The sequence below is a fragment of the Mesorhizobium erdmanii genome (genome assembly GCF_013170725.1).
In the GTDB taxonomy this organism is placed as follows: domain Bacteria; phylum Pseudomonadota; class Alphaproteobacteria; order Rhizobiales; family Rhizobiaceae; genus Mesorhizobium; species Mesorhizobium erdmanii.
Genome location: NZ_CP033361.1, coordinates 2,617,244 through 2,640,547, shown reverse-complemented (window position 1 = coordinate 2,640,547; position 23,304 = coordinate 2,617,244). Strand labels below are relative to the sequence as shown.

Genomic DNA, 23,304 nt, shown 5'->3' with positions numbered 1-23,304 from the left:
TTCCAGGAAAAGTGTGAAGCGGTTTTCCGCCCGGAATTGCGTCAAACAAGGAGTGAGGAAGCCATGGAGCGCATCGCCGCACGTCGCAGACCCGGCCGTCCGCAGCGCGAGATCGGCGGCATCGAGCAGCGGCCGTGGAAGCAGCTGACGCGGCCCTACGCGCCGATCGAGATCCTGTCGGCCGATCAGGTGCGGACAATCCACGAAATGGGCCTGACCATTCTCGAAGAGATCGGCATGCGCGTGCTGCAACCACAAGCGCGGCAGCTTTATCGCTCGGCCGGCTGCGATGTCGACGAAGGCGCGATGCGGGTCCGCTTCGACCGCGCGATGGTCATGGAGCGCGTCGCCATGGCGCCGTCGTCGTTCGAGTTGCGCGCCCGCAATCCGCAAAAGAACGTCAAGGTCGGCGGGCGGCACTGCATCCTGTCGTCGGTCGGCGGGCCTGCCTATGTCATGGACAATGATCGCGGCCGCCGGCCCGGCACCTATGCCGAAATGTGCGACTATCTGAAACTCATCCAGTCGTTCAATGTCCTGCACCAGGAAGGCGGCGGCCCGTTCGAGCCGCTCGACCTGCACCAGAACACTAGGCATCTCGACCTCTACTATGCCGAGATCACACTGCTCGACAAGAACTGGCAGCCGCAAACCCTAGGTCAGGGTCGCGCCATCGACGCGCTGGAAATGGTGGCGATTTCGCTCGGCACGACGCGCGACAACCTCGCGCGGGAAATGCCGGTCTTTACCGGCATCATCAACACCAATTCGCCGCTGCAGCTCGACGAGCCGATGGCCGAAGGGCTGATCACGCTGGCCGAGCACGGCCAGGTCAACGTCATCACGCCGTTCACGCTGGCTGGCGCGATGAGCCCGGTGACGCTTGCCGGCGCGCTGTCGCAGCAGCATGCCGAGGCGCTGGCCGGCATCGTGCTTACCCAGATCGTGCGGCCGGGCGTGCCGGTGATGTATGGCGGCTTCACGTCCAATGTCGACATGAAGACCGGCGCGCCGGCCTTCGGCACGCCCGAATACACGCAGGCCGCGCAGATCACCGGGCAGCTCTGCCGGCTGATCGGCGTGCCATTCCGCTCCAGCAACGTCACCGCCGCGAATTCCGTCGACGCGCAGGCCGCCTATGAAAGCGCCATGTCGCTGTGGGGCTGCCTGATGGGCGGCGCCAACCTGGTGCTGCACGCGGCCGGCTGGCTCGGCGGCGGGCTGACCGCATCGTTCGAGAAACTGGTCATCGATGCCGAGATGCTTCAGATGATGTCGGCTTACTTCGACCCGCCGGTGGTCGACATCGATACGCTGGCGCTGGAAGCGGTGCGCGAGGTCGGTCCGGCCGGGCATTTCTTCGGCGCCGCGCACACCATGCAGCGCTACGAGCGCGCCTTCTATTCGCCGCTGGTGTCCAACTGGGACAATTACGACACGTGGGTCGAGCGCGGCCAGGTGACGGCGCGCGAGCGCGCCAATGTCGTGTGGAAACGCATGGTCGCCGAATACGAGCAACCGCCGATCGATCCCGGCATCGACGAAGCGCTGCGCGACTATATGGAAAGGCGCAAACGCGAGGGCGGTTCGCCGCTGAATTGAGGCGGGGCACGACACCGACTCTCGAAGTCGGCGCCAGTACAGCGCCGACCTGAAATCGTTACACTCCCCGCAACGGCCCCACCTGCCCTTCAAGCATCTCGAACCCCGCCGCCTCCGCCGCCTCCGGCGTCACCACGCTTTCGTCGAGGCACCATTCCAGCCACAGCCCGTCGACCAAAGCGATGAAATTGCGCGCCAGCGCGGGCGCGTCGACTTGCCTGCCGCGCAGCACCGCGACCGCCGCGATATCCTCCGCCAGTTCAGCCCGGTAGGCATCGTAGAGTTCGCGATGCGCTTCCTTGAGGCGCGGGTTGACGGCGATCTCGCCCCACAGAGACAGCCAGATCAAAAGGTTCTCGCGGCTGAAATATTCGGGCGAGAAATTGGATCGCACCAGGGCTGCCAGCGATGCCTCCGGTGGCCAATCCGATGCCTCGGCGCGGCGGCGCTTGGCTTCGGCGATCTGGTTGTTGACGCTGGCATAGAGCGAGGATTTGTAGACCTCGACCAGCAACCCGTCGAGGCTTTCGAAATGGTGGTTGATGAGGCCACGCGAAACCCCGGCCTCCTTGCAGATGCGGTCGATGGTGAAGGCGCCGATGCCGCCGACCGACAGGCAGCGCGTCGCCGCCTCGATCAGCATGGAACGGCGCACATCGGCCTGTTCGCGGCTGAAGCGCGGCGGCGATTTCTTGGCGCCGCGCTTGCGTTTTTCAGGGGCTGGTCCTGCTTCCGTCATGGACTCCAGCTAATCGATTGCGCCCTTCCTGTCCACGGAAGCGTTCACGCCTTCTTCTTGAACAGCACGGGATTGGGGTGACCATCAGGATAGATGACCGGATCGAACGCGGTCTTGTGGATGGCGACCAGCGGCTGGTGGCAGATGAAGACGAAGCCGCCGGACTGTTCCATCAGATCCTCCATGCGGTTCGACAGCGCGATGCGCTTGGCCTCGTCGCTTTCGGCCACCAATTGCTGGTAGCTGGTCTCGAATTCGGCACTGTCGAAACCCGACCAGTTGTACGCGCCGATCTGGTCGGGGCGGAACCAGACCAGGTTTTCCGACGGATCGATGCCGCCGGCGAAATCCATCAGCGCAAGGTCGATGTTCTTGTAGCCGTCGCCCTGCGTCTTGTCGCCGACGCCCCAGAAGGCGGCTTCGTCATAGGGCTGGATCTCGACCTTGATGCCGGCCTGTTCGAGGCTGGCCTGGATGATCTGCGCGGTCGCGGTGCGGATGGAATCGTTCATCACCGTCAAGGTCAGCGACAGGTCGCTGACGCCGGCCTCCTTGAGCAGCGCGGCCGACTTCTCATAGTCCGGCGCGGCGATCAGATTCGAGGCCCGCGCGAATTTGGTGCCGGGCTGGACGACGCCGGTGGAGCGCTTGGTGAGGTCGTCATAGACGCCGGTGAGGATTTGCCCGACATCGACGCCGTACTGCACCGCCTGTCGGACTTTCAGATCCTTGAGCCGCGGGCTCAACTGGTTGACGGTCAGCCAGACATAGCGCGTCGATTGCGCCTCGATCAGGATTGTATCCGCCGGCGGCTTCTCCTTGACCGCCTTGGTCGCCGAGATGGCGATCTTGGTATAATCGAAGGCATCGGCTTCATAGGCGAGCTGCGCCGCCTGATCATCCGACACGACATAGATCTCGACCTTTGAGAAATCCGGCTTCGGTCCCGGCCAGTCCGGGTTGGCGGTCAGCGTCACCTTCTGCTTCTGCTGCCAGTCCGAGAAGAGATAGGGACCGCAGGTCGCCGGCGGCTGGGTGGTGAATTTGCCGCCGGCCTTCTCGGTGCCGGCGCGGCTGATGATGTGGCCACCATAGTAAGGCAGGCTGGTGACGAAGATCGGCTGATAGGGCTCCTTCAGATGAATGATGCCATTGCGGGCATCGGCGACTTCGACGCGATCAAGCTTCTCGAACTGATAGGCCCAGGGCGATGCGAGCGCCTTGTCGGCGATGCGCTCGAACGAGAATTTCACGTCGTCGGCTGTCACCGCGCCAAAACCACCAGACCATTTCAGCCCGTCGATTAGGGTGAAGGCGATGGTCTTGGGGTCTTTCTGCTCGAGCTTTTCAGCTCCCCACAGCGACCAGGGCGAGCCTTTCCTGATGTCGCCGAAATGGTTGAGCGAGACATAGATGCCGCGCATCATGACATCCTCGATACCGCCATTCATGAAGGCCGGGTCGAGGCACTGCAGATCGCCTTCCATGCGGATGCGCAACGTATCGCCGGCGGCCGACCAGGCAAAGTCGGGCTTCATCGCCAGGCCGGCGCCGAGCACGCCAGCCGCTTTCAGGAATGCACGTCTGTCCAAGGACCATTGTTTCATCTCAGTTTCCCCTTTGGTTTGCGGAAGCGCGTGAGAAGGCTTCCCGTTCTTGCCCGCCGGTCTTCAGCGGGAAATGGCAACGCACCATGCGACCGGCATCCATCGGCCGGTAGGCCGGCGCCTCGGTCCTGCAGCGATCTTGTGCGATGGGACAGCGCGTGTGGAACTCGCAGCCCGAAGGCCGCCGGAACACGCTCGGGATCTCGCCGGTGACGGCGGGGTTATGGCTGCGCCGGCGCGGGTCGGGTATCGGCTCGGACTGGATCAGCGTCGCGGTGTAGGGATGCATGGGCGCGGAAAACACGTCCTGCGTCGGACCTGTCTCGACCAGCCGGCCGAGATACATGATCGCCAGCCGGTCGCTGACATGGCGGATCATTGCCAGATTATGGGTGACGATCATGGCGGCGAAACCGAGTTCGCGCTTCAGCTCGCCGATCAGGTTCAGCACATCGCCCTGCACCGAGACATCGAGACCCGCGGTCGGCTCGTCGGCGAGCAGCAGATGCGGCTTCATCGCCAGGGCTCGCGCAACGCCGACGCGGCGCGCCTGTCCGCCCGACAGCTCATGCGGGAAGCGGTCGACGAAGGAGGCGGGCAAACCGACCAGCGCCAGCAGCGCTTTTGCCGCGGCGCGGCGGTCCGGCATCGGCAACCCCTGGATGATCTGCGGTTCGGTGAGCAGCGTGCCGATGCGCAGCCGCGGGCTGAGCGAGGCGACAGGGTCTTGGAACATCATCGCCGAGCGCCGGCGCATGGCGCGGAAATCGGCCGGCGTCCGCACCTCCCTGCCCTCGAAGACGATGCGGCCGGCGGCGGCTCGGATGAGCCCGAGAATGGTGCGGGCAAGCGTCGTCTTGCCGGAACCGGATTCGCCGACAAGCCCGAGCGTCTCGCCCGGCATCAGCGACAGCGTCACACCGTCGATGACGTTGAAGCCCGGCAGCGGGAACGGATTGATCAGCCGGTTGAGCAAGCCGCCGCGAACGAAGCTGACGGAGAGATCCTCGACGGCAAGCAACGGGCTCATGGCATCACCGCATGGCAGCGCGCGACATGAGACGCGACGAGGTTCACCAGCGGTGGCGCGACGGTCGCGCACGGCGCGAAGGCACGGTCGCAGCGCGGAGCGTAGACGCATCCGGACGGTGGCTGAGTGAGGTTGGGCAGCGAGCCCGGAATGGTCGGCAGCCGGTCCAGGCGCTCATGGAAGCGGGCGGGGTCGCAGGCGAGCAGCGCCTGCGTGTAGGGATGCCTGGCGTCGTGGAAGATCGCGTCGACCTCGCCGCCTTCCACCACCTCGCCCGCATACATGACATAGACCCGGTCGCAGAGTTCGGCGATGACGCCGAGATGGTGCGAGACGACGATGATGATGCCGTTGTAGTCGCGGCGGAGTTCGCGCAGCAGATGGATGATCTGCGCCTCCATGGTGACGTCGAGCGCCGTCGTCGGTTCGTCGGCGATGAGCAGGCCCGGATCGGTCAGCAGCGCGGCGGCGATGGCGACGCGCTGGCGCATGCCGCCGGAGAGTTCATGCGGATAGCTCTGCATGCGCCGCTCGGCGTCGGCGATGCCGACGCGGCCGAGCATGGCCGCGATGCGCGCCCGCTTTTGCGCCCGGCCAAGGTCCTTGCGGTGGTGCTGGAAATCGACGAGTTGATCGCCGATGGTCAGCACCGGGTTGAACGCCGTCATCGGATCCTGGCTGACCAGTGCGATCTCGTCGCCGCGCAGCAGGCGCTGGTGGTACGCATCGAGCTTGGCCAGGTCGACGCCATTGTAGGAGATCGACCCGTCGATGCGGGCATTGGCCGGCAGCAGATTGGCCAGGGCAGTGACCAGCGTGGACTTGCCGCAACCGCTCTCGCCGACAATGCCGATCACCTCGCCCGGATGCGCCTCGATATCGACATGGCGCAGCGCGTACACCGAGCCATGCGGCGTCTCGTAGCGGACGCTGAGATCGCTGGCGCAGAGCGAGCCGGTCATGCCGGCCTCCGCAGTTGCAGGCGCGGATCGAGATAGTCGCGCAGGCCTTCGCCCAGAAAGGTGAAGCCAAGCGTCGCCAGCACCAGCGGCAAGCCGCCGAAGATCACCATGAAGGGTGCCGAGCGGATCGAGGTGTAGCCGTCATAAAGGATCGAGCCCCAGGACGGAGTCGGCGGGCGCACGCCGAGGCCGAGGAAACTCAAACCAGCCTCGACCATGATGACGACCGGAATGTCCATCGACAAAAGGATGATCAGCGGGCCGACGACATTGGGCAGGATATGGACGAAGATAATGCGCGCGGCACTGGCATCGATCAGGCGCTCGGCGAGGATGTAGTCGCTGTTCTTCAGCGCCAGCGTCAGCGCCCGGATCAGCCTGGCGTAGCTTGGGAATGAGGTCGCGGCGATGACGATGATCAGCGTGCCGGTGCCGGCGCCGAGCACGGTGATGATGGCGAGCGCGAACATGATCATCGGCAGCGAATTCAGGCTGTCGAAGCTCAGCACCAGGATGGCGTCGAGCCAGCGCGGGCCGTAGCCGGCGATGAGGCCGAGCAGCAGGCCGATGGCGCCGGCGATGGCGACGGAAACCATGGCGATGGTGAGCGCGGTGCGCGCGCCGAAAATGACGCGAGACAGGAGATCGCGGCCGAGATGATCAGTGCCGAACCAGTGTTCGGCCGATGGCGGCTGCAGCTTGTGCAGCACGTCGATCTTGACCGGCGAATAGGGCGCCAGCCATGGCGCGAAGAGAGCTGTGACGAGGAAGCCGGTGACCAGGATCAGCGCCACGCAGGTGAACGGATCGGCAAGCAGGGCGCGCAGCAGGACGAACCGCTGTCGGCCGGGCGTGGACAAGGAGGCGTCAGCCACGGAAGACATCGCGCACCCTCGGATCGAGCCGCGCGATCAACAGATCGGCGGCAATGGTGATGGAGACATAGATGGCGGTCATGATCAGCACCGTGCCCATGACGACCGGGTAGTTGCGGGTGTTGACGGCGTCGGTGATCAGCTTGCCGATGCCGGGCCGGGCAAACACCGCCTCGACGAAGACGGCGCTGGACAGGATCGAGCCAAGGCCGACGGCGACCAGCGAGATGGTCGGGATGATGGCGATGCGCAACGCGTACTTTGAAACGATCTTCCACTCGGGCAGACCAAACGAGCGCGCGGTGCGGATGTGCGGCTCGCCCATCACCTCCATCATCGAGGCGCGCACCATGCGGGCGATGTAGCCGATCCAGCCGAGCGCGATGGCCGCAGCCGGCATGACCAGCGCCTTGGCCTGGCTGACGAAGTCCCCGGCCTCGCCGGCGCCGATGGCCGGCAGCCAACGCAGCGTGACGGCGAACAGCAGCAGCGAATAGATGGCGACGACGAAGGACGGCACGGCGATGACGCCGACCGAGAGCACGCCGATGACCGCGTCGGCCGCCGTACCGCGCCGCATCACCGACAGGCAGCCGAGCGGCACGCCGATGAGGAGCGCGACTGTAAGCGCCGTTAGCCCGAGGATCAGCGTGTTCGGCAGCGCCTCCAGCACCAGCGTCGAGACGGGCCGGTTCGACCAGACGTCGTAGCCGAGATTGCCGGTCAGCGCGTTGCGGAAGAATTCGATGATCTGCCACCAGACCGGCTGGTCGAGCCCCATGCGCTCGATCAGCAGCCGCTTCAGCTCCGGCGTGGCGCGCGGACCGAGCGCGACGGTTGCCGGATCACCGGGTACCAGGAAGACGGCCGCGTACATGGCGACCATGACGAGGACGAGGATCAGGAGGCCGAGACCGATGCGCTTCACTGCATATGCGAGCATGGCCGCCTCCCTCTCCTCAGGCGAAATCGCGCCTGATGCGCCGGCTTGCCGAGGCGCTGTGGACGATCGCGCCCCGTTCTCGCGCCTCGAGCCGCCAACTCAGGTTGAAATGGGTTTCGTCAGCCGTCAGCTCGGTGATCGCGATCGCCTCGGTGTCGGCATCGCCGCTGGCGATCGCCCAGCGATATTCGGTGACGAGTTTCGCCGACAGCGGATCGCCGCCGCTGATGCTCATCGTGTCGCTGTTGGCCGAGGACACGGTAATGGCGCGATCGTCATAGCGCCGGCGGCCGTGGTTCGAAGTCAACGCAATGGTCTGAACGCCCGAGCCGACATCGTCGGTGACGATGCGGCGATCGAAGCCCTCGTCCAGGGTCGTGGTCGGAACCGGCGGGGCGGTTTCCGCCGGCTCGAAGCGAACGTCACGGTCGCGTTCCGATGGCGGGCGGACCGGAAGCATCACCGTGCTGTCGCCGCTCGCGACCGACAGCGTCGACAATCTGGGTTGCGGCCACAGGATCGGCCAGTGCTGGTTGGCCAGCGCCAGCCGGATGCGATGGCCCTTGGGCACAATGCGGGCGAAATCGTTGAGCTTCAGCCGCACACGAAATGGCGTTCCGACCGGACAGGGCGTGGGATGCTGGTGGCTGTCGCGATGGCTGAGGTTGAGCACGCCATAGGTCATCAGCGCCGAAGTACCGTCTGGATAGACGTCGCAAAGCCGGGCCGCGAGATTGACGTGTGGTTGGTCGACACTGACGAGCAGATCCAGTTCCGGCGCGCCGAGCAAGGTCAGGTCGTCGTCCAGCGGCGGCGTATCGAAGCACAGCCCCATGCCGTCCTCGCGGCGCTGGTCGATGGGCATATCGGGACACGAACCGCCATAGCCGCCCCAGCGGCCGCAATCGCGGCCGGCGGTCGCCGGAGAGCGTACCGAAAGCGTCGCGCCAGCAGCGGCTTCGGCTCCGAGGCCCGAGGCGTTCAGATGCAAGCTGCGTCGCTCGATGCGCGGCGACGGCCACTCGTCCTCGGCGGCCCAGCTGCCGGCATGGTCGGGGAGGTAGAAAGGTTGCGGCCGTTCCTCGCCGGTGACCCAGACGCGGTAAAGCGGCTCGGCCATGATGCCGGTGTCTTCGCCGACGAGCCAATGCCGCCACCAGCGCAGCGCCTCCTGCAGATAGCCGATCAGCGGCCCCGGCGCGCCGCGACAGGGATAGGCATGCGACCAGGGCCCGACGATGCCGAGCTTCGGTCCCGGCAGATGTTCGAGCAGGCGCGGCACGAAATTCGAATAGCTGTCCTCCCAGCCGCAGACGGCCATGACGGCGCATTCGATCGCGGAAAAATCCTCGCAGACGGAACCTTGCCGCCAGTAGTCGTCGCGGCGCTGATGCGCGAGCCAGATTTCTGAGAGTGAACTCGTCGCGGCAAGCCGGCTCGTCCACATGGCGCGCCAGACGTCGCCGACGATCTGCGGATCGGGCGCCATCGCCTTCTTCACCAGCATGAAGTTCGACCACATCTCCTGTTCGGTCAGCAGAGCGCCGCCCATATAGTGGATGTCGTCGGCGTAGCGGTCGTCGGTGGCGCAGTTGGTGATGATGGCTTTCAGGGCCGGCGGCCGCCGCGCCGCGACCTGCAGAGCGTTGAAGCCACCCCAGGAAATGCCGGTCATGCCGACATTGCCGTTGCACCAGGCAAGCGCGGCCAGATGGGTGATGATCTCGCAGGCGTCTTCCTGTTCGCGCGGCAGATATTCGTCGGCGAGGTCGCCGTCGGAATCGCCCGAACCCCTGATATCGATGCGGGCGCAGGCAATGCCATGGCCGGCGAGCCACGGATGGATGTCGATGTCGCGCGCCACGGTGCCGTCACGGCGGCGATAAGGCACCATCTCGACGACCACCGGCACCTTGTTCTCGGTACGCGGACGCCACAGCGTCGCGGCAATGCGGGTGCCATCGGCCAGCGTGATCCACAACGGATCGACGGTTTCGACGGCAAACGGAAACTCGGTTCGTACCACGGCAGGTACCCGCAAATGCTCTTGTTGAACGTTCGTATAACAAGAGCATTTGCGGCGCAATCCCGCTTCGCTTTTTTCATGCCGAATGCGAACCGTTCTTCGGCGGCGGCGCTGCCGCCCACAGCGCCCGTTACGCGGTCCTGGCTCAGACGAACCAGCCGCCAGCATATTTTGTTTCGTCCTGAGCGCTGCTATTTGGCGTCGCACGGCAGCGGCAGCGGTGCCGACAATCAGGAATTTCCAATGACGATCCAGAGCAAATTCAGTGGCCTTGGCACCGACGCGGCGCCCGGACAGGAAGTCCGCCAGCTGGCCGGCGGCATTGAACCGTTGTTGCGCGGCGACGCGATCCCCGGGCGGCCGGTGGACTTTTCGCATGGCGACGTCGACGCATTCACCCCGACGCCCGGCTCATTCGAGGTCTTTTCAGCCGGCGTCGAAGCCGGCGGCAAGCAGGCCTACACGGAATATCGCGGCGATTTCGGCATCCGCGAACAACTCGCCGGGCGGCTGGCGGGTTTCACCGGAGCGCCTGTCGATGCAAGCGATGGCCTGATCATCACCCCCGGCACCCAGGGCGCGCTGTTCCTGGCCGTTGCCGCGACCGTGTCGCGGGGCGACAAGGTGGCGATCGTCCAGCCCGATTATTTTGCCAACCGCAAACTGGTGGAGTTCTGCGAAGGCGAAATGTTGCCTGTCCGGATGGACTACGCAACGACCGAAGGCCGTTCGGGCCTCGATCTTGGCCAGTTGGAAGGCGCATTCAGGTCGGGCGCAAAGGTGTTCCTGTTCTCGAACCCAAACAATCCGGCCGGCGTCGTCTACTCCCGCGAAGAGATCGAAGCGATTGTCGCTCTGGCAAGCCGGTACGACGTGACCGTCATCGTCGACCAGCTTTACGCGCGCCTGCTGTACTCAGGCGTCGACTACACCCATTTGCGCGCGCAGAAGTTGGATGCGGAGAAAATCGTCACCATCATGGGACCGTCTAAGACGGAATCGCTCAGCGGCTATCGGCTGGGCGTGGCTTTCGGATCGCGAGAAATCATTGCCCGGATGGAGAAACTGCAGGCAATCGTCTCGCTGCGCGCCGGCGGCTACAGCCAAGCCGTGCTGCGCACTTGGTTCGACGAACCGGCCGGCTGGATGGACCAGCGCATTCGCCAACACCAGGCGATCCGCGACGATCTTTTGAAGGTTTTCCGCGCGATATCAGGCCTCCAGGTCCGCACGACCGAGGCGGGCAGCTACATTTTTCCGGCGCTACCCCGCCTGTCCGTGAGAGGCGGTGATTTTGTCCGCATCCTGCGCCTGCAGGCAGGTGTCATCGTGACGCCTGGAACGGAGTTCAGCCCATTCGCCGAAAACAGCGTACGCCTGAACTTTTCGCAGGACCACGCCGCTGCTGTCGCGGCCTGCGAGCGCCTGGTCGCCCTCGTCGATCGATACCGCGCATGACCGGCGGCATGATCTTCACGATGACCCCGCGCGGAAAGCCGGCGAAGCCGATTTATTCGGTGGCGTAGAGAGCCGCCAATTGAAAGCCGGCATTCGTGCCTGCGGCCGTCTCGGTCAGGACATCCAATGCAAACGCCGCCGAGGCGATGTCGAAGAAAATGTCATAGGCAATCGCGCTGAAACGGTCGAAGCGGGCCACGACCGCATCCAGATGCAAGGCACGGGTCTGGGAGAGATCACCTGGCTTCAGGCTTTCCGGCCTCAGGTCGGCCATCGAGATCCGCCGCATCAGCACGGGCGCAGTCGGACCCGATATCACGAACCACGCCCAGCCCTCGTCGCGATAGGCGTCGTATCCCTTGGCTGCAAGCCCGCTGTCGCGCCACGCCTTGCGCAGCGCGCGCAACCGCGTCCCGCTGCCGCCAGGAGGCGCCGCCAGCAGCACCTCCTGCTGGCCAAGCCGCAGCACCGATGTGCCGCAAGGCAAGGTAAGGGCGGTATTCACTGCCTGCGGCACGGATAGACCTGCTTCACCGAGCCAGTCCATCGTGCCGGGGCCACGCAGCCCGAAGCGCTCGGTTTGCGTGCAATCGAGCACGACGTTCTCATGCGCTCCCGGCAGCCCCTCCCTGCGCGCGAGTCGTTGCGCCAGGGCGTGATGGCGCAGGCTTGCATCGATATGCCCGGCATGACCAGCCGATGCGGAATGGCTACCCGGCAGCATCTACATCTCCTGCCGTTGGTTTTCGGGATCATAGAATGGCGCGGGCACCACGTTTGCCCGGACTTCCCCACCGCACAGCCCCCGTATGTGCAGGCTGGATCCCGGCGTCGCGTCGCGCGGGTCGGCATAGGCAAGGCCGATCCATTTGCCCAGTGTCGGTGAAAAGCAGGTCGACGTGACAAAGCCCACCGGGCGTCCGTCCCGCAAGACGAGGCAGGATTCCGTCAGCCGGATACCGTGGCCCTCGGGCAGTTCGAAGCCGCAAAGCTTGCGCTTGAGGCCGAGCTTGCCGCGCGCCTCGATGGCAGTCTTGCCTAGATAGCGCGGCTTGGCCTTCGACAGCGCCCATCCCATGCTGAGTTCGTCCGGCGTCGACAGCGCGTCGGTATCCTGGCCGATGATGATGTGGCCCTTTTCCAGGCGCAGGATGCGCGATGCTTCCAGCCCATAGGGTTGCAGCCCGTGGGGTGCGCCCACCTCCAGCAGCTTGCGCCACAGCGCCGCGCCGAAGGATTGCGGCACGTGCAGCTCGTAGCTGAGCTCGCCGGTGAAGCCGATGCGCATGACGCGCGCCGGGCATCCGTCGATCACGCCGCTACGGCCGTTGAGATAGGGAAAGCCGTCGGGAGAGAGATCGATGTCGCCGCCCAGCGCCTCAAGCACTTTGCGCGCAAAGGGGCCAGTGACATTGATCGCGGCGAAGGCGGCGGTGACGTTCTGGATATCGACTCGCATGCCCCATTGCGTGTTCAAAAACAGCATGTCGGTGAAGACGCGGGCGACGGCGCCGGTGGTGGCGGTGACGTAGAACTCGGTCTCGGACAGCCGGTAAGCCACGCCGTCATCGATGACCGATCCCATGTCGTTCAGCATCAGGCAGTAGCGCACGCGTCCCACCGGCTGCCGCGCATGCGCCATCGTATAGATGCGGTCGAGGAAAGCGCCGGCATCCGCCCCGCGGATCGCCAGCTTGCCCAGGGTCGAAACGTCGAGCATGCCGACCTTGTCACGCACCAGCCTGACCTCGTCGGCGATCGTCTTGCGGACGTCGCGATCTCCGCCGTAATGCAGCGGTCGCCACCACGCACCGGCAGGTGTCAGTTTCGCGCCGCCGGCGACATGGTCGGCGTGGATCGCCGTATGCCGGTAGGGCACATGGTTCGGGCCGGCCAGCAGTCCCAGTTTCTCCGGACCGAATGGTGGCCGCGATGTGGTGATACCGACCTCTCCCACAGTGCGGCCCGTTTCCGCCGCGACGATCCTGGCCGTCGCCATCGCCGAATGCCGTCCCTGCGACGGCCCCATGCCGACAGTGGAATAGCGCTTTACCAACTCGAGCTCGCTATAGCCGTCGCTGACGGCGTTCCTGATATCCTTGACCTGCAGATCCTCGTCGAAATCCACGAAGTCCCGCCCCTTGGCATGGGCGGACAGCGGCTGAAAATGGTTCATCCCTGCCGCGTTGGCATCCGGGATGATCGCCGGCAGGTCGGCATCGTGCCCCGCCTCCCGTGCCGCCGCAGCGCCGGCGATCTCACCGCTGCGCAGCACCGCTTTCAGCTCGAAATAGCCTGCCGCCGATCCGGCGACATGAAATGCCTGCGGCAGATTGCTCAGCACGAATTGCCGGCTGGCCTCGTCAAATCCGAGCTTCGCGCCGGCATGCAGCGGCAGCTGGTAGGACGGCGTGTAGCCGGCCGCGACCACGAAATGATCGCACTCCAGCAGCTGCGCGCCATGTTCGGGCGTGCTGAAGCGGATAGCTCGGATATGGCGATTGCCTCCTGTCCCCAACGCATCCGTGACAGTGACATTCGGGATGATTCGGACGCCGCGCTCGACAAGGTGTTGCGCCAGGGTGTTGCCGGACACATCGGAATCGGGGGCGAGAACAGCGACCAACGGTACACCGGCATCGAGAAGATCGTGGGCCGCGAGATATCCATCCCGGTTGCCAGCGAAAACCACGGCGCGCCGGCCGGGGCGAACCGCATAGTGGCGCATCAGCCGCTGCGCCGCGGACGACAAAAGGATGCCCGGCAGGTCGTTGTTGCGAAACACCAGGGGCTGCTCATGCGACCCCGCGGCCACCACGACCTGCCTGGCGCGAACGCGGTAGAGCGTCTCGCCCTGCAGCACCGGAAGCCAGTTGTCGGCGAACCATCCATTGCATGTGGCGCCGGTCAGCACCCGCAGATTGCCCAGCTTTCCGGCTGCGTCGCGCAGCGTCTTCAACGTCGCCTCTGCCTCCGCCGTCTCGAGCCCGAAGCGCGCATAGGTCAATGCGCCGCCGAGTTCCCGGTTCAGATCGACCAGCAGCACTTCGGCACCCGCCTCGGCTGCCTTGATGGCGGCCGAAAGCCCGGCCGGGCCAGCGCCGACGACCAGCACGTCGGTGTGCAGGTTTTCCCTGATATAATGGCCATGACCGGCGGTGAGGTCGACCTTGCCGAGGCCGGCCGATCGGCGGATCATCGGCTCCCAGAATTTGAGCCAGCTCTTCGCGCCGGGGCCAAAGAAGCTGCGATAATAGAATCCGACGGGCATGAAACGGCCCAGCCTGTCGAGCACGGCGCCGCGGTCGCGTTCAGCCGACCCGTTGACGTTCTGGGCGGTGACCTTCAGCCCTTCGGCGATCGGGCGCAGATCGGCCCGGACATTCGGCTCGTCGGGCAGTTGCACCAGCGTGTTGGCGTCCTGCCCCGCCATGGTCAGAATGCCGCGCGGGCGGTGGTACTTGAAGGAGCGCGACAGGATCCAGCGATCGCTGCCGGCCATGGCCGAGGCAATGCAGTCGCCGGCGAAACCTTCGAGCGGCCGGCCGTCGAAATCGAAACGGATTTTTTGGGTGCGGTCGAGACGCGATCCCCAGGGAGGCGGCAACCGTTCGGTCATCTCAGGCTGGCTTTCGATTGGGAAGATAGGTGGCGACGATCTCGTCGCTGACAGTGTGGCGTTCGGCGATCAGCACGGTGTTGGACGGCGTGTGCCGCCACCACTCCCGCATCACGCCGAGCGGGTTCTCGGCGTAGAACAGGGCTTCGATCAGTTGCTCGGGCTGTTCGGCGCTGGCGTCGCGGACCGGCCCGAGATACTGAAATTCGGTGATGTTGCGCGGGCCGTTCACCGGGCAGGTCAAAAGCTTCATGGGAGCACCCCGTCAGTGGCTGGCGGCCGTGGCGCCCATCTCGTTCAGCAGCGCGAAGCTGTCGAACCGGCTGAGGTCGAATGGTTTCAGGACATCGGGCACGCGCCCGGTGGCGATGGTCTCGGCCATGCGCTTGCCGGCCACCGGCGTCGCCTTGAAGCCCCAGGTGCCCCAGCCGCAGTCCAGCCAGTAATTCCGCAGCGGCGATGACCCCATGATCGGGCTGTAGTCGGGCGTCATGTCGGTGATCCCGGCCCACTGCCGCAACAGCTTGACCTTGTGCAGGAAGGGGAAGAGGTGCAGCGCGCCTTCGGCCAGATGCTCCTTCTGGTCCAGCGTCGAGCGCGTCGAGGCCAGTTGGTAGGGATCGGAGCCGCCGCCGATGACGACCTCGCCGCGCGAGGATTGCACCAGGTAGGTGTGCAGATTGGCGGATGAGACGAGTATGTCCAGGAATGGTTTCAGCGGCTGCGTCACCATTGCCTGCAGCGGGAAGCAGCGTATCGGCAGCCGGATGCCCGCCATGGCTGCGACCTGGCCGTTGAGCCCGCCGACGGCCTGCAGCACCTGTCCGGCGGCGATCGTGCCGCGGTTCGTCCTGACATGGGTGACCCGGTCGCCCGCCAGTTCGAAGCCGGTCACTTCCGTGCGTTGATGGATTTCCACGCCGCGCCGGCTGGCCTGTTTGGCATAGCCCCAGGCCACGGCGTCATGGCGGGCGGTGCCGCCGTCGGCATGCCAGAGCCCGCCCATCACCTCGTGCTGGCCGCCGAGGTCGAGGTTGAGATGCGGGCAAAGCGCCTTCACCGTCTGGACATCGACCACTTCGATCCTGGTGCCCATATGCTTGCCCATCTCGGCACGCAGGTGGAAACTGCGCATCGTCGCTTCCGAATGCGCGAGCGTCAGCTGCCCGCGCTGCGAAAACATGACGTTGAAGCCGAGATCCCGCGACATCGTCTCGAACAGTTCGACCCCTTCCTTGTAGAAGCGAACCGATTCCTCGGTCATGTAGTTCGAGCGGATCGTGGTGGTGTTGCGCGCCGTATTGCCGCCGGCGAGATAGCCCTTTTCCAGCACGGCGACGTTGCGGATGCCGTGAACGTTGGACAGGTAGTAAGCCGCCGCGAGACCATGGCCGCCGGCGCCGATGATCACCACGTCGTAGGATCGTTTCAGTTCGGGCGTCGAAGGGATGTCGCGAAAGGAAACATGCCTGGCGCGCAGGCCGTATTTCAGCAAAGAGAGAGGCATGATTTCCTGCGGTTCGGCGGCTGGCAATGGACTTCAGAAGACCCCGCCGGGCGGCCATGGCGCAAGAAATCGTTCTTTACCCAGTGACATCGTTTTCGTAATGCATGAGAAACCTGATTGAGGTCTCCATGCGAAATCTCCCTCATCTTAGCTATCTGGAAGCCTTCGAAGCGGCCGCCCGGCATCTGAGCTTCACCCGGGCCGCCGAGGAGTTGAATTGCACCCAGGCGGCGATCAGCCAGCGGGTTCGGGCGCTGGAGCAATTCTTCGCCCGGCCGCTCTTCCATCGGAGGAGCAACGGTTTGGAACTCACCGAAGTCGGCACCGCCTATCTGCCGGGAATAGCCGAGGCTCTGGATCGGGCCGAGGCGGCGACCGAAGGGATGCTGGGCGCACAGGCGCAGACCAGCGTGACGGTTTCAGCTCCGCTCAGCTTCGTCACGCTGTGGCTCGCACAGCACCTGGCCGGTTTTTCTGCCGCCCATCCGCGTATCGAGGTCCGGCTGAACAGCACGATCTGGACAGATCCCAACGTGGAGCTGGCGGATCTGAGCATCCTGGCACTCGATCCGTTGCAGCCGGCATCGGGTGCCGTGCAACTGGGGCAAGAGCGGCTGGTGCTTGTCTGCGACCCAGAAACCGGTCGCCAGGCCGGGGCGAAGCCCGGCGCGACCTGGTTCAACGCCGCCCGGCTCATCTATGTCCAGGGCAGGATGCATCTGCTGGATCTCTGGGCGAAGAAGGAAAACATCGTCATCGCGCCGCAAAAGGCGTCGATCAAGGCCGACAATGCGGCAGCGGCCCTGGAGATCGCGGCATGCGCCGGCGGCATCACGGCCGTCATGTCGACTTATGCGGCAAGCTACCTCAGTTCGGGGCGGCTGGTGGCGCCCTTCGGCGCGGGGGAAATCCTGCCTGTTGCCCTGCATGCGGTGCCCAATCAACAGCGCCGCCTCTCGCGGTCGGCGGCGCTGTTCCTGCAATGGCTGTCGGCGGAGATTCCCCTCCACCGCTAGCTTCAGCGGCGCAGGCTGGCGTAGCGGGCATGCTCGCGGATCTCCGAGCGAGAAATGCCGGCATCCGCCAGCGTGCTGTCCGGAACCCGCCGCAAGCTCGCAACCGTCCGGCGGTAGACAAGCCAGCGGGCGAAACGGTCTCTGAGTTCGTACAACATGATCGTCTCCTTTGCCGCGCGGAATGTCCGCGCGCCTGGGTTGATCGAAAACGCAAAGCATCTGTGCAGAACGCATGCGTGCGCGAAAGGATTGCATTGGCTTCCAGGCCAACCGGGGTGCCCGCCGATGTTTCGGCAAGCAGGGTTTTCCAATATCGCCAACGCCCGCATACTTGCGCATCATGCCGGCTTTGCGCTACAGCCAAGGTCGCAAGGTATTTTTCATTTCTGCAAAATGAATATTGGCTGGGACGATTTAAGGCTGTTTCTCGACGTTGCGCGGCTGGGTGGCCTTAGCGCGGCGACGGCAACCACGCGCCTCAGTGCGGCCACGCTCGGACGGCGCGTCACCGCGCTCGAAAGGCAGATCGGCGAACCCCTGTTCGTGCGCCAGCAGACCGGCTACCGGCTGACCCCGGTCGGCGAGGAACTGCTGCGGCGCGCCGAGGACGTCGAGGCGGCGATGCAATCGCTCACCCGCTGGCGTGAAGGAAGCCTGCCGGATCGCATTGTCCGCGTCTCGGCCGGACCATGGACCTCGGCTTTCATTTCAGGCCATATCGGCGAGGTCTGGACGGTCGATGACGGCATCAGGGTGGAGTTCGTCACCACCACCGACCGGGTCGACATCGGTCGCCGCGCCGCCGACATCGGCATCCGCAGCCAGCGGCCGACCGAGCAGTGGCTGGCTGGCCGCCAGAGCGGCAAGGTCGCCCACGCCATCTATTCCGGACGCCACCTGGTCAACGGCATCGCCGCCGGTCTGTTCGTCGGCGTCACCGGTGAAGGGGCAAACATTGCCTCGGCGCGCTGGCTGCAGGCCCATCACGGCGACCGTATCGCCGTGCGCGGCAACAACACCCATTCGGTGCGCGAACTGGTGGCCGCCGGCGCCGGCCTTTCGGTCTTTCCGTGCTTTGTCGGCGACAGCGATCCGCGGCTGGTCCGTGTCGCCCAGCCCATCCCCGAACTCGAAACCGACCAATGGATCGTCACCCATCACGAGGAACGTCACGCCCCGCCGGTGCGAAAAATCGCCGGCCGGATTGCCGCCCTGATGCAAGCGCACCAGCCGCTGTTTCGCGGCGAGACTCCGATCCGGTAAGTTCTCGGAAGTCGAGGCGAAACGCGCGTCGACGCCCTACGGGTCACCTGTTCTGATGCAGGAACCGGACGCATGCCTGGAACCGCTTCAAGGATCACCGTTCCTGATAGATCGCAGGGCAGCGGCCGCTTTTTCTCGCAGGCCTTAGAATCTGGAACGACCTGATGTCGGCAGGGCACCGGCGCGAACCACCGTCACCTTTCGCTCTGCCGAGCGCAACGATGAAAGCGCGTCCTGGGAGATGCCCTCGTCGGTGATCACCTCGTCGATCTCGGAAATATCCGACAGCGTGCAGAAGCCAGGTGCGGTGAACTTCGAGCTGTCGACGAGCAGGATCGTCTTGCGGGCCGACGAGATCATGGCGCGCTTGAGCGAAGCCACTTCCAGCGATGTCTCCGTCAGCAGCGTGCCGGTGACGGCCGACGCCCCGGTCATGCACAGGTCCGCGTGCAGCGTCTTGATGAAGCTTTCGCCGGGTTCGCCGGCGAGGTGCCGATAGCCGGGACGCACGGTGCCGCCCGGCAGGATGATACGCCAGGATTTGATGTCCGCTGCGAAGTCGGCGATTTCCAGGCTGTTGGTCACCACGGTCAGCGGCAGGTCGCGCTCCGCGGTGGCGCGCACCGCCTCCATGACGGTCGAGGAACTGTCGAAGATGACGCTGTCGCGGGCGCTCAGCCGCCCGGCCGCTTCGCGACCGATGGCGACCTTCTCGGCGTGCTGCAATTCGGCATTGACCGTGGTCTCGCGCTCGAAGGTCGCCCGCATCGGCTGCAGCAGATGCGCGCCGCCATGCGTACGTTCGAGATAGCCTTTTTCGACCAGATGCTCGAGGTCGCGCCGCACCGTCGACTGCGAGCCGCCGATCGTGTCGGCAAGCTCCTGGATCGAGGCCGCGCCATTGACGCGCAGATGCTCCAGGATGAGCGCCTGCCGCTTGGCGGGAACCATATCGACGCGTTTGCTGGGAGTGTCCATGCCTTACCTGTCTGGCTGCCGACGGATCCGGGCCAATCGGCCATCCCTACCAAATCGTATAGCCGCAATCCACAACCACCACGGCGCCGGTCATGGCGCTGGCGGCATCCGAGGCGAGGAACAGGATGGGGGCCGCGATTTCGTCCGGGCCAGCCACGCGCCGCATCGGCGTCATATCCATCCATACCGGCATCAGTGTCTCGTCGGTGAAGCCGCCGCGCGACATCACCGTATCGACATAGGTCGGCGCCACGCAGTTGACCCGGACGCCCCGCTCGGCCCATTCGCCGGCCAGCGAGCGCGTCATGTGGTGGACGGCGGCCTTGGCGGCGTTGTAGTGCGCCTGGCGCTGCGGCTTGTTGGAGATCAGGCCGGACATCGAGCCGAGAGTGACGATCGAGCCGCGGCCGCGCTCCAGCATCGGCCTGCCGAATTCGCGGCACGACCAATAGGCGCCGTTGAGGTCGACATCGACCACCTTCAGCCATACCTCGTCAGTCATCGCCTCGCCGCCGGTGTCCGGCCAGGCGATGCCGGCATTTGCGATCAGGATGTCGACCGCGCCATGGCGCTCGTTGGCGGACAGCGCGGCCGCCGCAACCGCCTTGGAGTCCGTCACGTCGAGTTCCACCGCCTCGACGTCATAGCCCTTCTGCCGCAACGCCTCGCGTCCGGCCGCAAGAATCTGGCTGTCCATGTCCGAGATGATCACCTTGGCGCCGGCTTCAGCCAGCGCTTCGGCCGTCGACAGGCCGATGCCGCGGCCGCCACCGGTGATGAAAGCCGTCTTGCCGTCGAGGCGGAAGCGTTCGAGAAACATGAAAGATGTCCTTCAGGCATGTTGGAGGTTTGCGCCGGCGTCGGCGTGGCGGTTTCGTCCGAGGATGAGCAGGCAACCGGCGGTAAAACTGTCGCCGAGGCCGAGCGTCGTCGCCGGTCTGTCCAGATAGGGAGACGCACAGGCGACGAAAGTCCAGCGTCCCTTGCGCACCGGCGTTTCGAAGGGCAGCGGGTGGAACTCGGCGGCCGGCGCGATCGCGATGGTCTTGGCCGGCGCGCCATTGGCCGCCCTGGCGCTGGCGATGGCGCAGCCGGCCATCAGCGCCAGTTCCTCTTCGACCGGATCGTTGAGCGTCACGGCGGCCGCCCACGTATCGGCGTGTACGCAGACCCGATCGAGGCCGAGCCGCTCGCCAAGCGCGATCAAAGCTTCCATCGGATGATCGGCCGAGGGGTTCATCGCCAGCAGTTCGGAATGGCTCATGCCGAGCGAAGTGATGGCGCCGCCCGCGTGGGAAAGCAATTCCTCGACCGCCTCTTGCGATACGTAGCCCGCCAGCTCGAAATGGATCGTCCCGAGGCCGGCGGCCTTCCAGTCGCGGCCTAACGAAAAGACATGCCGGCTGGCGATGCCGACATTTTCGATTGCCTCGTCGTTCAGTCCTGACAGCAGCCCGGCGGCCGCCGAAGACGCCAGCCGCCGCGACAGAACCTCGAAATCCCCGTCGTGCTGGATCCCGCGATCGAGGAAGCGAACGACAACGCGCGAGGAGCGTGTCGGCACGACGGCGCCGATCGCCCGGCCTGCGGTGAATTCGAAGATGAATATCTCGGGAATGTGCGGACCGGAGGGCTGCACCCTGTCCACCTGTTTGAGCTCGCCCTTCTCCGCCAGCAGAACCCCCGACGGTATCTGCCGCAGCATCAAGGCATGGCGATCCTCGAGCGCGACCAGGGAGGGAACGCCAAGTTCAGCAAGCACCCAGGCCGCCTGCGGTCCTGTTCCGCCCAGCGCATAACGTGGCTGAAGGCGCTCGCGCAGCCATGCCGGGCCTTCGGGCCAGTCGAACCGCACCTCGCCGCCGACGCCGCGTGCGGCGCGCGAAAGCAGTAGGGCGGCAAGCCGCGCCGCCTGCATGTCGGCCGGCGCCTCCAGCAGCGGCTGGATGTCGCTCATCTCGACCCGTGCATCGACACAGGCGCTGATGCCGCACAGGAAGAGCCCCGCCGAGGCCAGGGCATCCACGCCGAGCAGCCCCGATCGTGGATCGATCAGAGCGGCATAGCGCTGTGCGAACGATCCAGTGAAAGCATGATTCATCTTGCGCTTCTCCTCGTCTGGGCGCGCTGCCAATTGCTACCATTATCTTTCAAACCGTCAATGCGATTTTCGCCCTTTGGCATCGATTCCGCCCAAATTCGTCCCCAGAACCGCGAAGCTTTGAAGCCTGCAACGAAGCCTTCCCATCAAAATCGTTAAATTCCATCCGTCATGATTTCTCTCAAATATTTCATTATATAACAGTCGCTTGGCTGCATAAGATCCTTGATCGCCCAATCCTTTGCCATTACGCACTTTCCGTGGAGGACGGGCGAAAATTCAAAAATAGAGAGATTTAGATAGCTATTGACAGATTATGGGAAATATCCGCAAATGGGTGACGCTTGATGCAGCGAAGGCAAAGCGCCCGCCGCCGAACCCCGACAACAGAATTTCTGAGGAATACCCATGGTCACGAGACTCGACAGGAAGCTGGCGAACATTCGCGCGGGCCGCTACACGCGAGCCGATTTCGTCATCGCCGACGCCAAGGACAGCGATGTCGGCGCCGGCGTGACCGCGACGGGCTTCGACTATTCGGTCAAGCCGCCACGCCGCCGCAGCCGCCAGGAGTTCATCGCCCAGATCGAAGCGATCATCAAACAGGACATCGTCGACATCATGCTGGTGTCGCAATCCAACCTCGAGCTTCTCGATGAGCGCGCCGCCTTCTCCGGCAGCGAGATGAAGCCCGCCATCCGCGGCAATCTGGAGACGATGTGCTGGGGTGCCGTGCGCCATGGCACCTACACGCAGACGGCGTCCCTGCCCTTCCGCGACGCGAACCTGACGCGTGCCATCGCCAATTATCCGACGCACGGCACCGACCTCGCGCTTTATTCGGTCTCCTTCAGCAACGATGTCGAGCTCGATCTCCGTGCCTTGAATGCCTTCGCCGAATTCCGCGCCGAGGCGGCCCGCACCGGCTTCAAATATTTCTATGAGGTGTTCAACCCAAGCGTCGATCTCGGCTTCAGCCGCGAGCAGATCGGCGAGTTCGTCAATGACAACATCATCAAGTCGCTGGCGAGCGTGCCGAAGGCCGAGCGGCCGCTGTTCCTGAAGACGCCCTACAACGGACCGAAGGCACTGGACGAGCTCGCCTCCTTCGATAGCGAGCTGATCATCGGCGTGCTCGGCGGCGGCGCCGGCACCACGCGCGACACGTTCGAACTGGTCGCCCAGTCGGAGCGCTACGGCGCCCGCCTGGCACTGTTCGGCCGCAAGATCAATCTCGCCGAGGCGCCGCTGCAGCTGATCGTGCTGATGCGGGCCGTTGCCGACGGCACGATCGCTCCGGAGGAAGCGGTGCGCGCCTATCACGGCGAGTTGCAGAAACTCGGGCTGACGCCGAACCGGCCGCTCGCCGACGATCGGGTGATCACCGAAGAGGTGCTGACATCGGCGGCCGCGAAAGCCGCCTGACGCCGAACCAAGGAGCGATAGCGGCATCGGCCGCTAAGCCGCGATGACGGTAAATGACCGTCATCGCTGGGAATGTGACCCGGTAATGGGTCGCCGCGCCCGCGAGTGGAGGCTCGCGACGCGCTAATCTGGGAGCAAAAAAGGGAGGAATAT

Annotated in this window: 20 protein-coding genes; 5 read left to right on the top strand and 15 right to left on the bottom strand. The window is 64.9% G+C overall.

The features are described 5' to 3' along the window. Window positions 1-63 precede the first annotated feature (63 nt). On the top strand, window positions 64-1,602 hold the full coding sequence (locus tag EB233_RS12735; RefSeq protein ID WP_064989571.1) for a trimethylamine methyltransferase family protein: 1,539 nt from the start codon (window positions 64-66) through the stop codon (window positions 1,600-1,602). A gap of 58 nt (window positions 1,603-1,660) precedes the next feature. Here the strand turns inward: EB233_RS12735 and EB233_RS12730 are convergent, their stop codons facing one another. The 7 genes from EB233_RS12730 to EB233_RS12700 are packed head-to-tail and all read right to left on the bottom strand — an operon-like array spanning window position 1,661 to window position 9,670. Next, window positions 1,661-2,341: a TetR/AcrR family transcriptional regulator gene (locus EB233_RS12730; protein WP_064989572.1), complete on the bottom strand. Its 681-nt coding sequence runs from the start codon at window positions 2,339-2,341 to the stop codon at window positions 1,661-1,663. Window positions 2,342-2,385: 44 nt separating this feature from the next. After that, window positions 2,386-3,933, bottom strand: coding sequence for an ABC transporter substrate-binding protein (locus tag EB233_RS12725; RefSeq protein ID WP_246298426.1), 1,548 nt, complete (start codon window positions 3,931-3,933; stop codon window positions 2,386-2,388). 16 nt (window positions 3,934-3,949) lie between these two features. Next, entirely contained in the window at window positions 3,950-4,978 is a 1,029-nt protein-coding gene (locus EB233_RS12720; RefSeq protein WP_064989574.1) for an oligopeptide/dipeptide ABC transporter ATP-binding protein, read from the bottom strand. Beyond that, a complete protein-coding gene (locus EB233_RS12715) occupies window positions 4,975-5,940 on the bottom strand; it encodes an ABC transporter ATP-binding protein (protein ID WP_064989575.1) in 966 nt (321 codons plus the stop codon). The genes EB233_RS12720 and EB233_RS12715 overlap by 4 nt, the downstream gene beginning before the upstream one ends. Next, window positions 5,937-6,824, bottom strand: a complete 888-nt coding sequence (locus EB233_RS12710) for an ABC transporter permease (protein ID WP_064989576.1) — start codon at window positions 6,822-6,824, stop codon at window positions 5,937-5,939. The genes EB233_RS12715 and EB233_RS12710 overlap by 4 nt, the downstream gene beginning before the upstream one ends. After that, window positions 6,808-7,758, bottom strand: a complete 951-nt coding sequence (locus tag EB233_RS12705) for an ABC transporter permease (RefSeq protein WP_064989577.1) — start codon at window positions 7,756-7,758, stop codon at window positions 6,808-6,810. Before EB233_RS12705 ends, EB233_RS12710 begins: the two co-directional genes overlap by 17 nt. 16 nt (window positions 7,759-7,774) lie before the next feature. After that, on the bottom strand, window positions 7,775-9,670 hold the full coding sequence (locus EB233_RS12700; RefSeq protein ID WP_244277674.1) for a CocE/NonD family hydrolase: 1,896 nt from the start codon (window positions 9,668-9,670) through the stop codon (window positions 7,775-7,777). Here EB233_RS12700 and EB233_RS12695 point away from each other — a divergent pair. Further along, window positions 9,599-11,242, top strand: coding sequence for a pyridoxal phosphate-dependent aminotransferase (locus tag EB233_RS12695; protein ID WP_244277675.1), 1,644 nt, complete (start codon window positions 9,599-9,601; stop codon window positions 11,240-11,242). The genes EB233_RS12700 and EB233_RS12695 overlap by 72 nt on opposite strands. Before the next feature lie 52 nt (window positions 11,243-11,294). Here the strand turns inward: EB233_RS12695 and EB233_RS12690 are convergent, their stop codons facing one another. The 4 genes from EB233_RS12690 to EB233_RS12675 are packed head-to-tail and all read right to left on the bottom strand — an operon-like array spanning window position 11,295 to window position 16,368. Next, window positions 11,295-11,966, bottom strand: a complete 672-nt coding sequence (locus EB233_RS12690) for a hypothetical protein (protein WP_064989579.1) — start codon at window positions 11,964-11,966, stop codon at window positions 11,295-11,297. Continuing rightward, window positions 11,967-14,861, bottom strand: a complete 2,895-nt coding sequence (locus tag EB233_RS12685) for a 2Fe-2S iron-sulfur cluster-binding protein (RefSeq protein ID WP_064989580.1) — start codon at window positions 14,859-14,861, stop codon at window positions 11,967-11,969. A gap of 1 nt (window position 14,862) precedes the next feature. Continuing rightward, window positions 14,863-15,114 carry a sarcosine oxidase subunit delta gene (locus EB233_RS12680; protein ID WP_064989581.1) on the bottom strand — a complete coding sequence of 84 codons (252 nt, stop codon included), beginning with the start codon at window positions 15,112-15,114 and terminating at the stop codon, window positions 14,863-14,865. A 12-nt stretch (window positions 15,115-15,126) separates the two neighbouring features. Then, window positions 15,127-16,368, bottom strand: coding sequence for an FAD-dependent oxidoreductase (locus tag EB233_RS12675; protein ID WP_064989629.1), 1,242 nt, complete (start codon window positions 16,366-16,368; stop codon window positions 15,127-15,129). 104 nt (window positions 16,369-16,472) lie between these two features. Here EB233_RS12675 and EB233_RS12670 point away from each other — a divergent pair, with 104 nt between their 5' ends. Further along, window positions 16,473-17,384 (top strand): LysR family transcriptional regulator, encoded by a 912-nt coding sequence (locus tag EB233_RS12670; RefSeq protein ID WP_064989582.1) that lies wholly within the window; start codon window positions 16,473-16,475, stop codon window positions 17,382-17,384. Window positions 17,385-17,386: 2 nt separating this feature from the next. Here EB233_RS12670 and EB233_RS12665 read toward each other — a convergent pair whose 3' ends face one another. Continuing rightward, window positions 17,387-17,542: a YjiS-like domain-containing protein gene (locus EB233_RS12665; RefSeq protein WP_155765354.1), complete on the bottom strand. Its 156-nt coding sequence runs from the start codon at window positions 17,540-17,542 to the stop codon at window positions 17,387-17,389. 235 nt (window positions 17,543-17,777) lie between these two features. Between EB233_RS12665 and EB233_RS12660 the strand changes: the two genes are divergently transcribed. Next, window positions 17,778-18,647, top strand: a complete 870-nt coding sequence (locus EB233_RS12660) for a LysR family transcriptional regulator (RefSeq protein WP_064989630.1) — start codon at window positions 17,778-17,780, stop codon at window positions 18,645-18,647. Between the two features lie 144 nt (window positions 18,648-18,791). On the opposite strand, the gene EB233_RS12655 is transcribed toward EB233_RS12660, so the two are convergent. From EB233_RS12655 to EB233_RS12645, 3 genes are read right to left on the bottom strand one after another with little or no spacing between them, the layout of a single operon-like run. Beyond that, on the bottom strand, window positions 18,792-19,625 hold the full coding sequence (locus tag EB233_RS12655) for a DeoR/GlpR family DNA-binding transcription regulator (protein WP_064989583.1): 834 nt from the start codon (window positions 19,623-19,625) through the stop codon (window positions 18,792-18,794). Window positions 19,626-19,671: 46 nt separating this feature from the next. Further along, complete coding sequence (locus tag EB233_RS12650; protein WP_064989584.1) at window positions 19,672-20,445, bottom strand: SDR family oxidoreductase; 774 nt, start codon at window positions 20,443-20,445, stop codon at window positions 19,672-19,674. 12 nt (window positions 20,446-20,457) lie between these two features. Further along, window positions 20,458-21,726 carry an ADP-dependent glucokinase/phosphofructokinase gene (locus tag EB233_RS12645; RefSeq protein WP_064989585.1) on the bottom strand — a complete coding sequence of 423 codons (1,269 nt, stop codon included), beginning with the start codon at window positions 21,724-21,726 and terminating at the stop codon, window positions 20,458-20,460. Between the two features lie 408 nt (window positions 21,727-22,134). On the opposite strand from EB233_RS12645, the gene EB233_RS12640 reads away from it, so the two are divergent. Next, window positions 22,135-23,151 (top strand): hypothetical protein, encoded by a 1,017-nt coding sequence (locus EB233_RS12640; protein WP_064989586.1) that lies wholly within the window; start codon window positions 22,135-22,137, stop codon window positions 23,149-23,151. Window positions 23,152-23,304 lie beyond the last annotated feature (153 nt).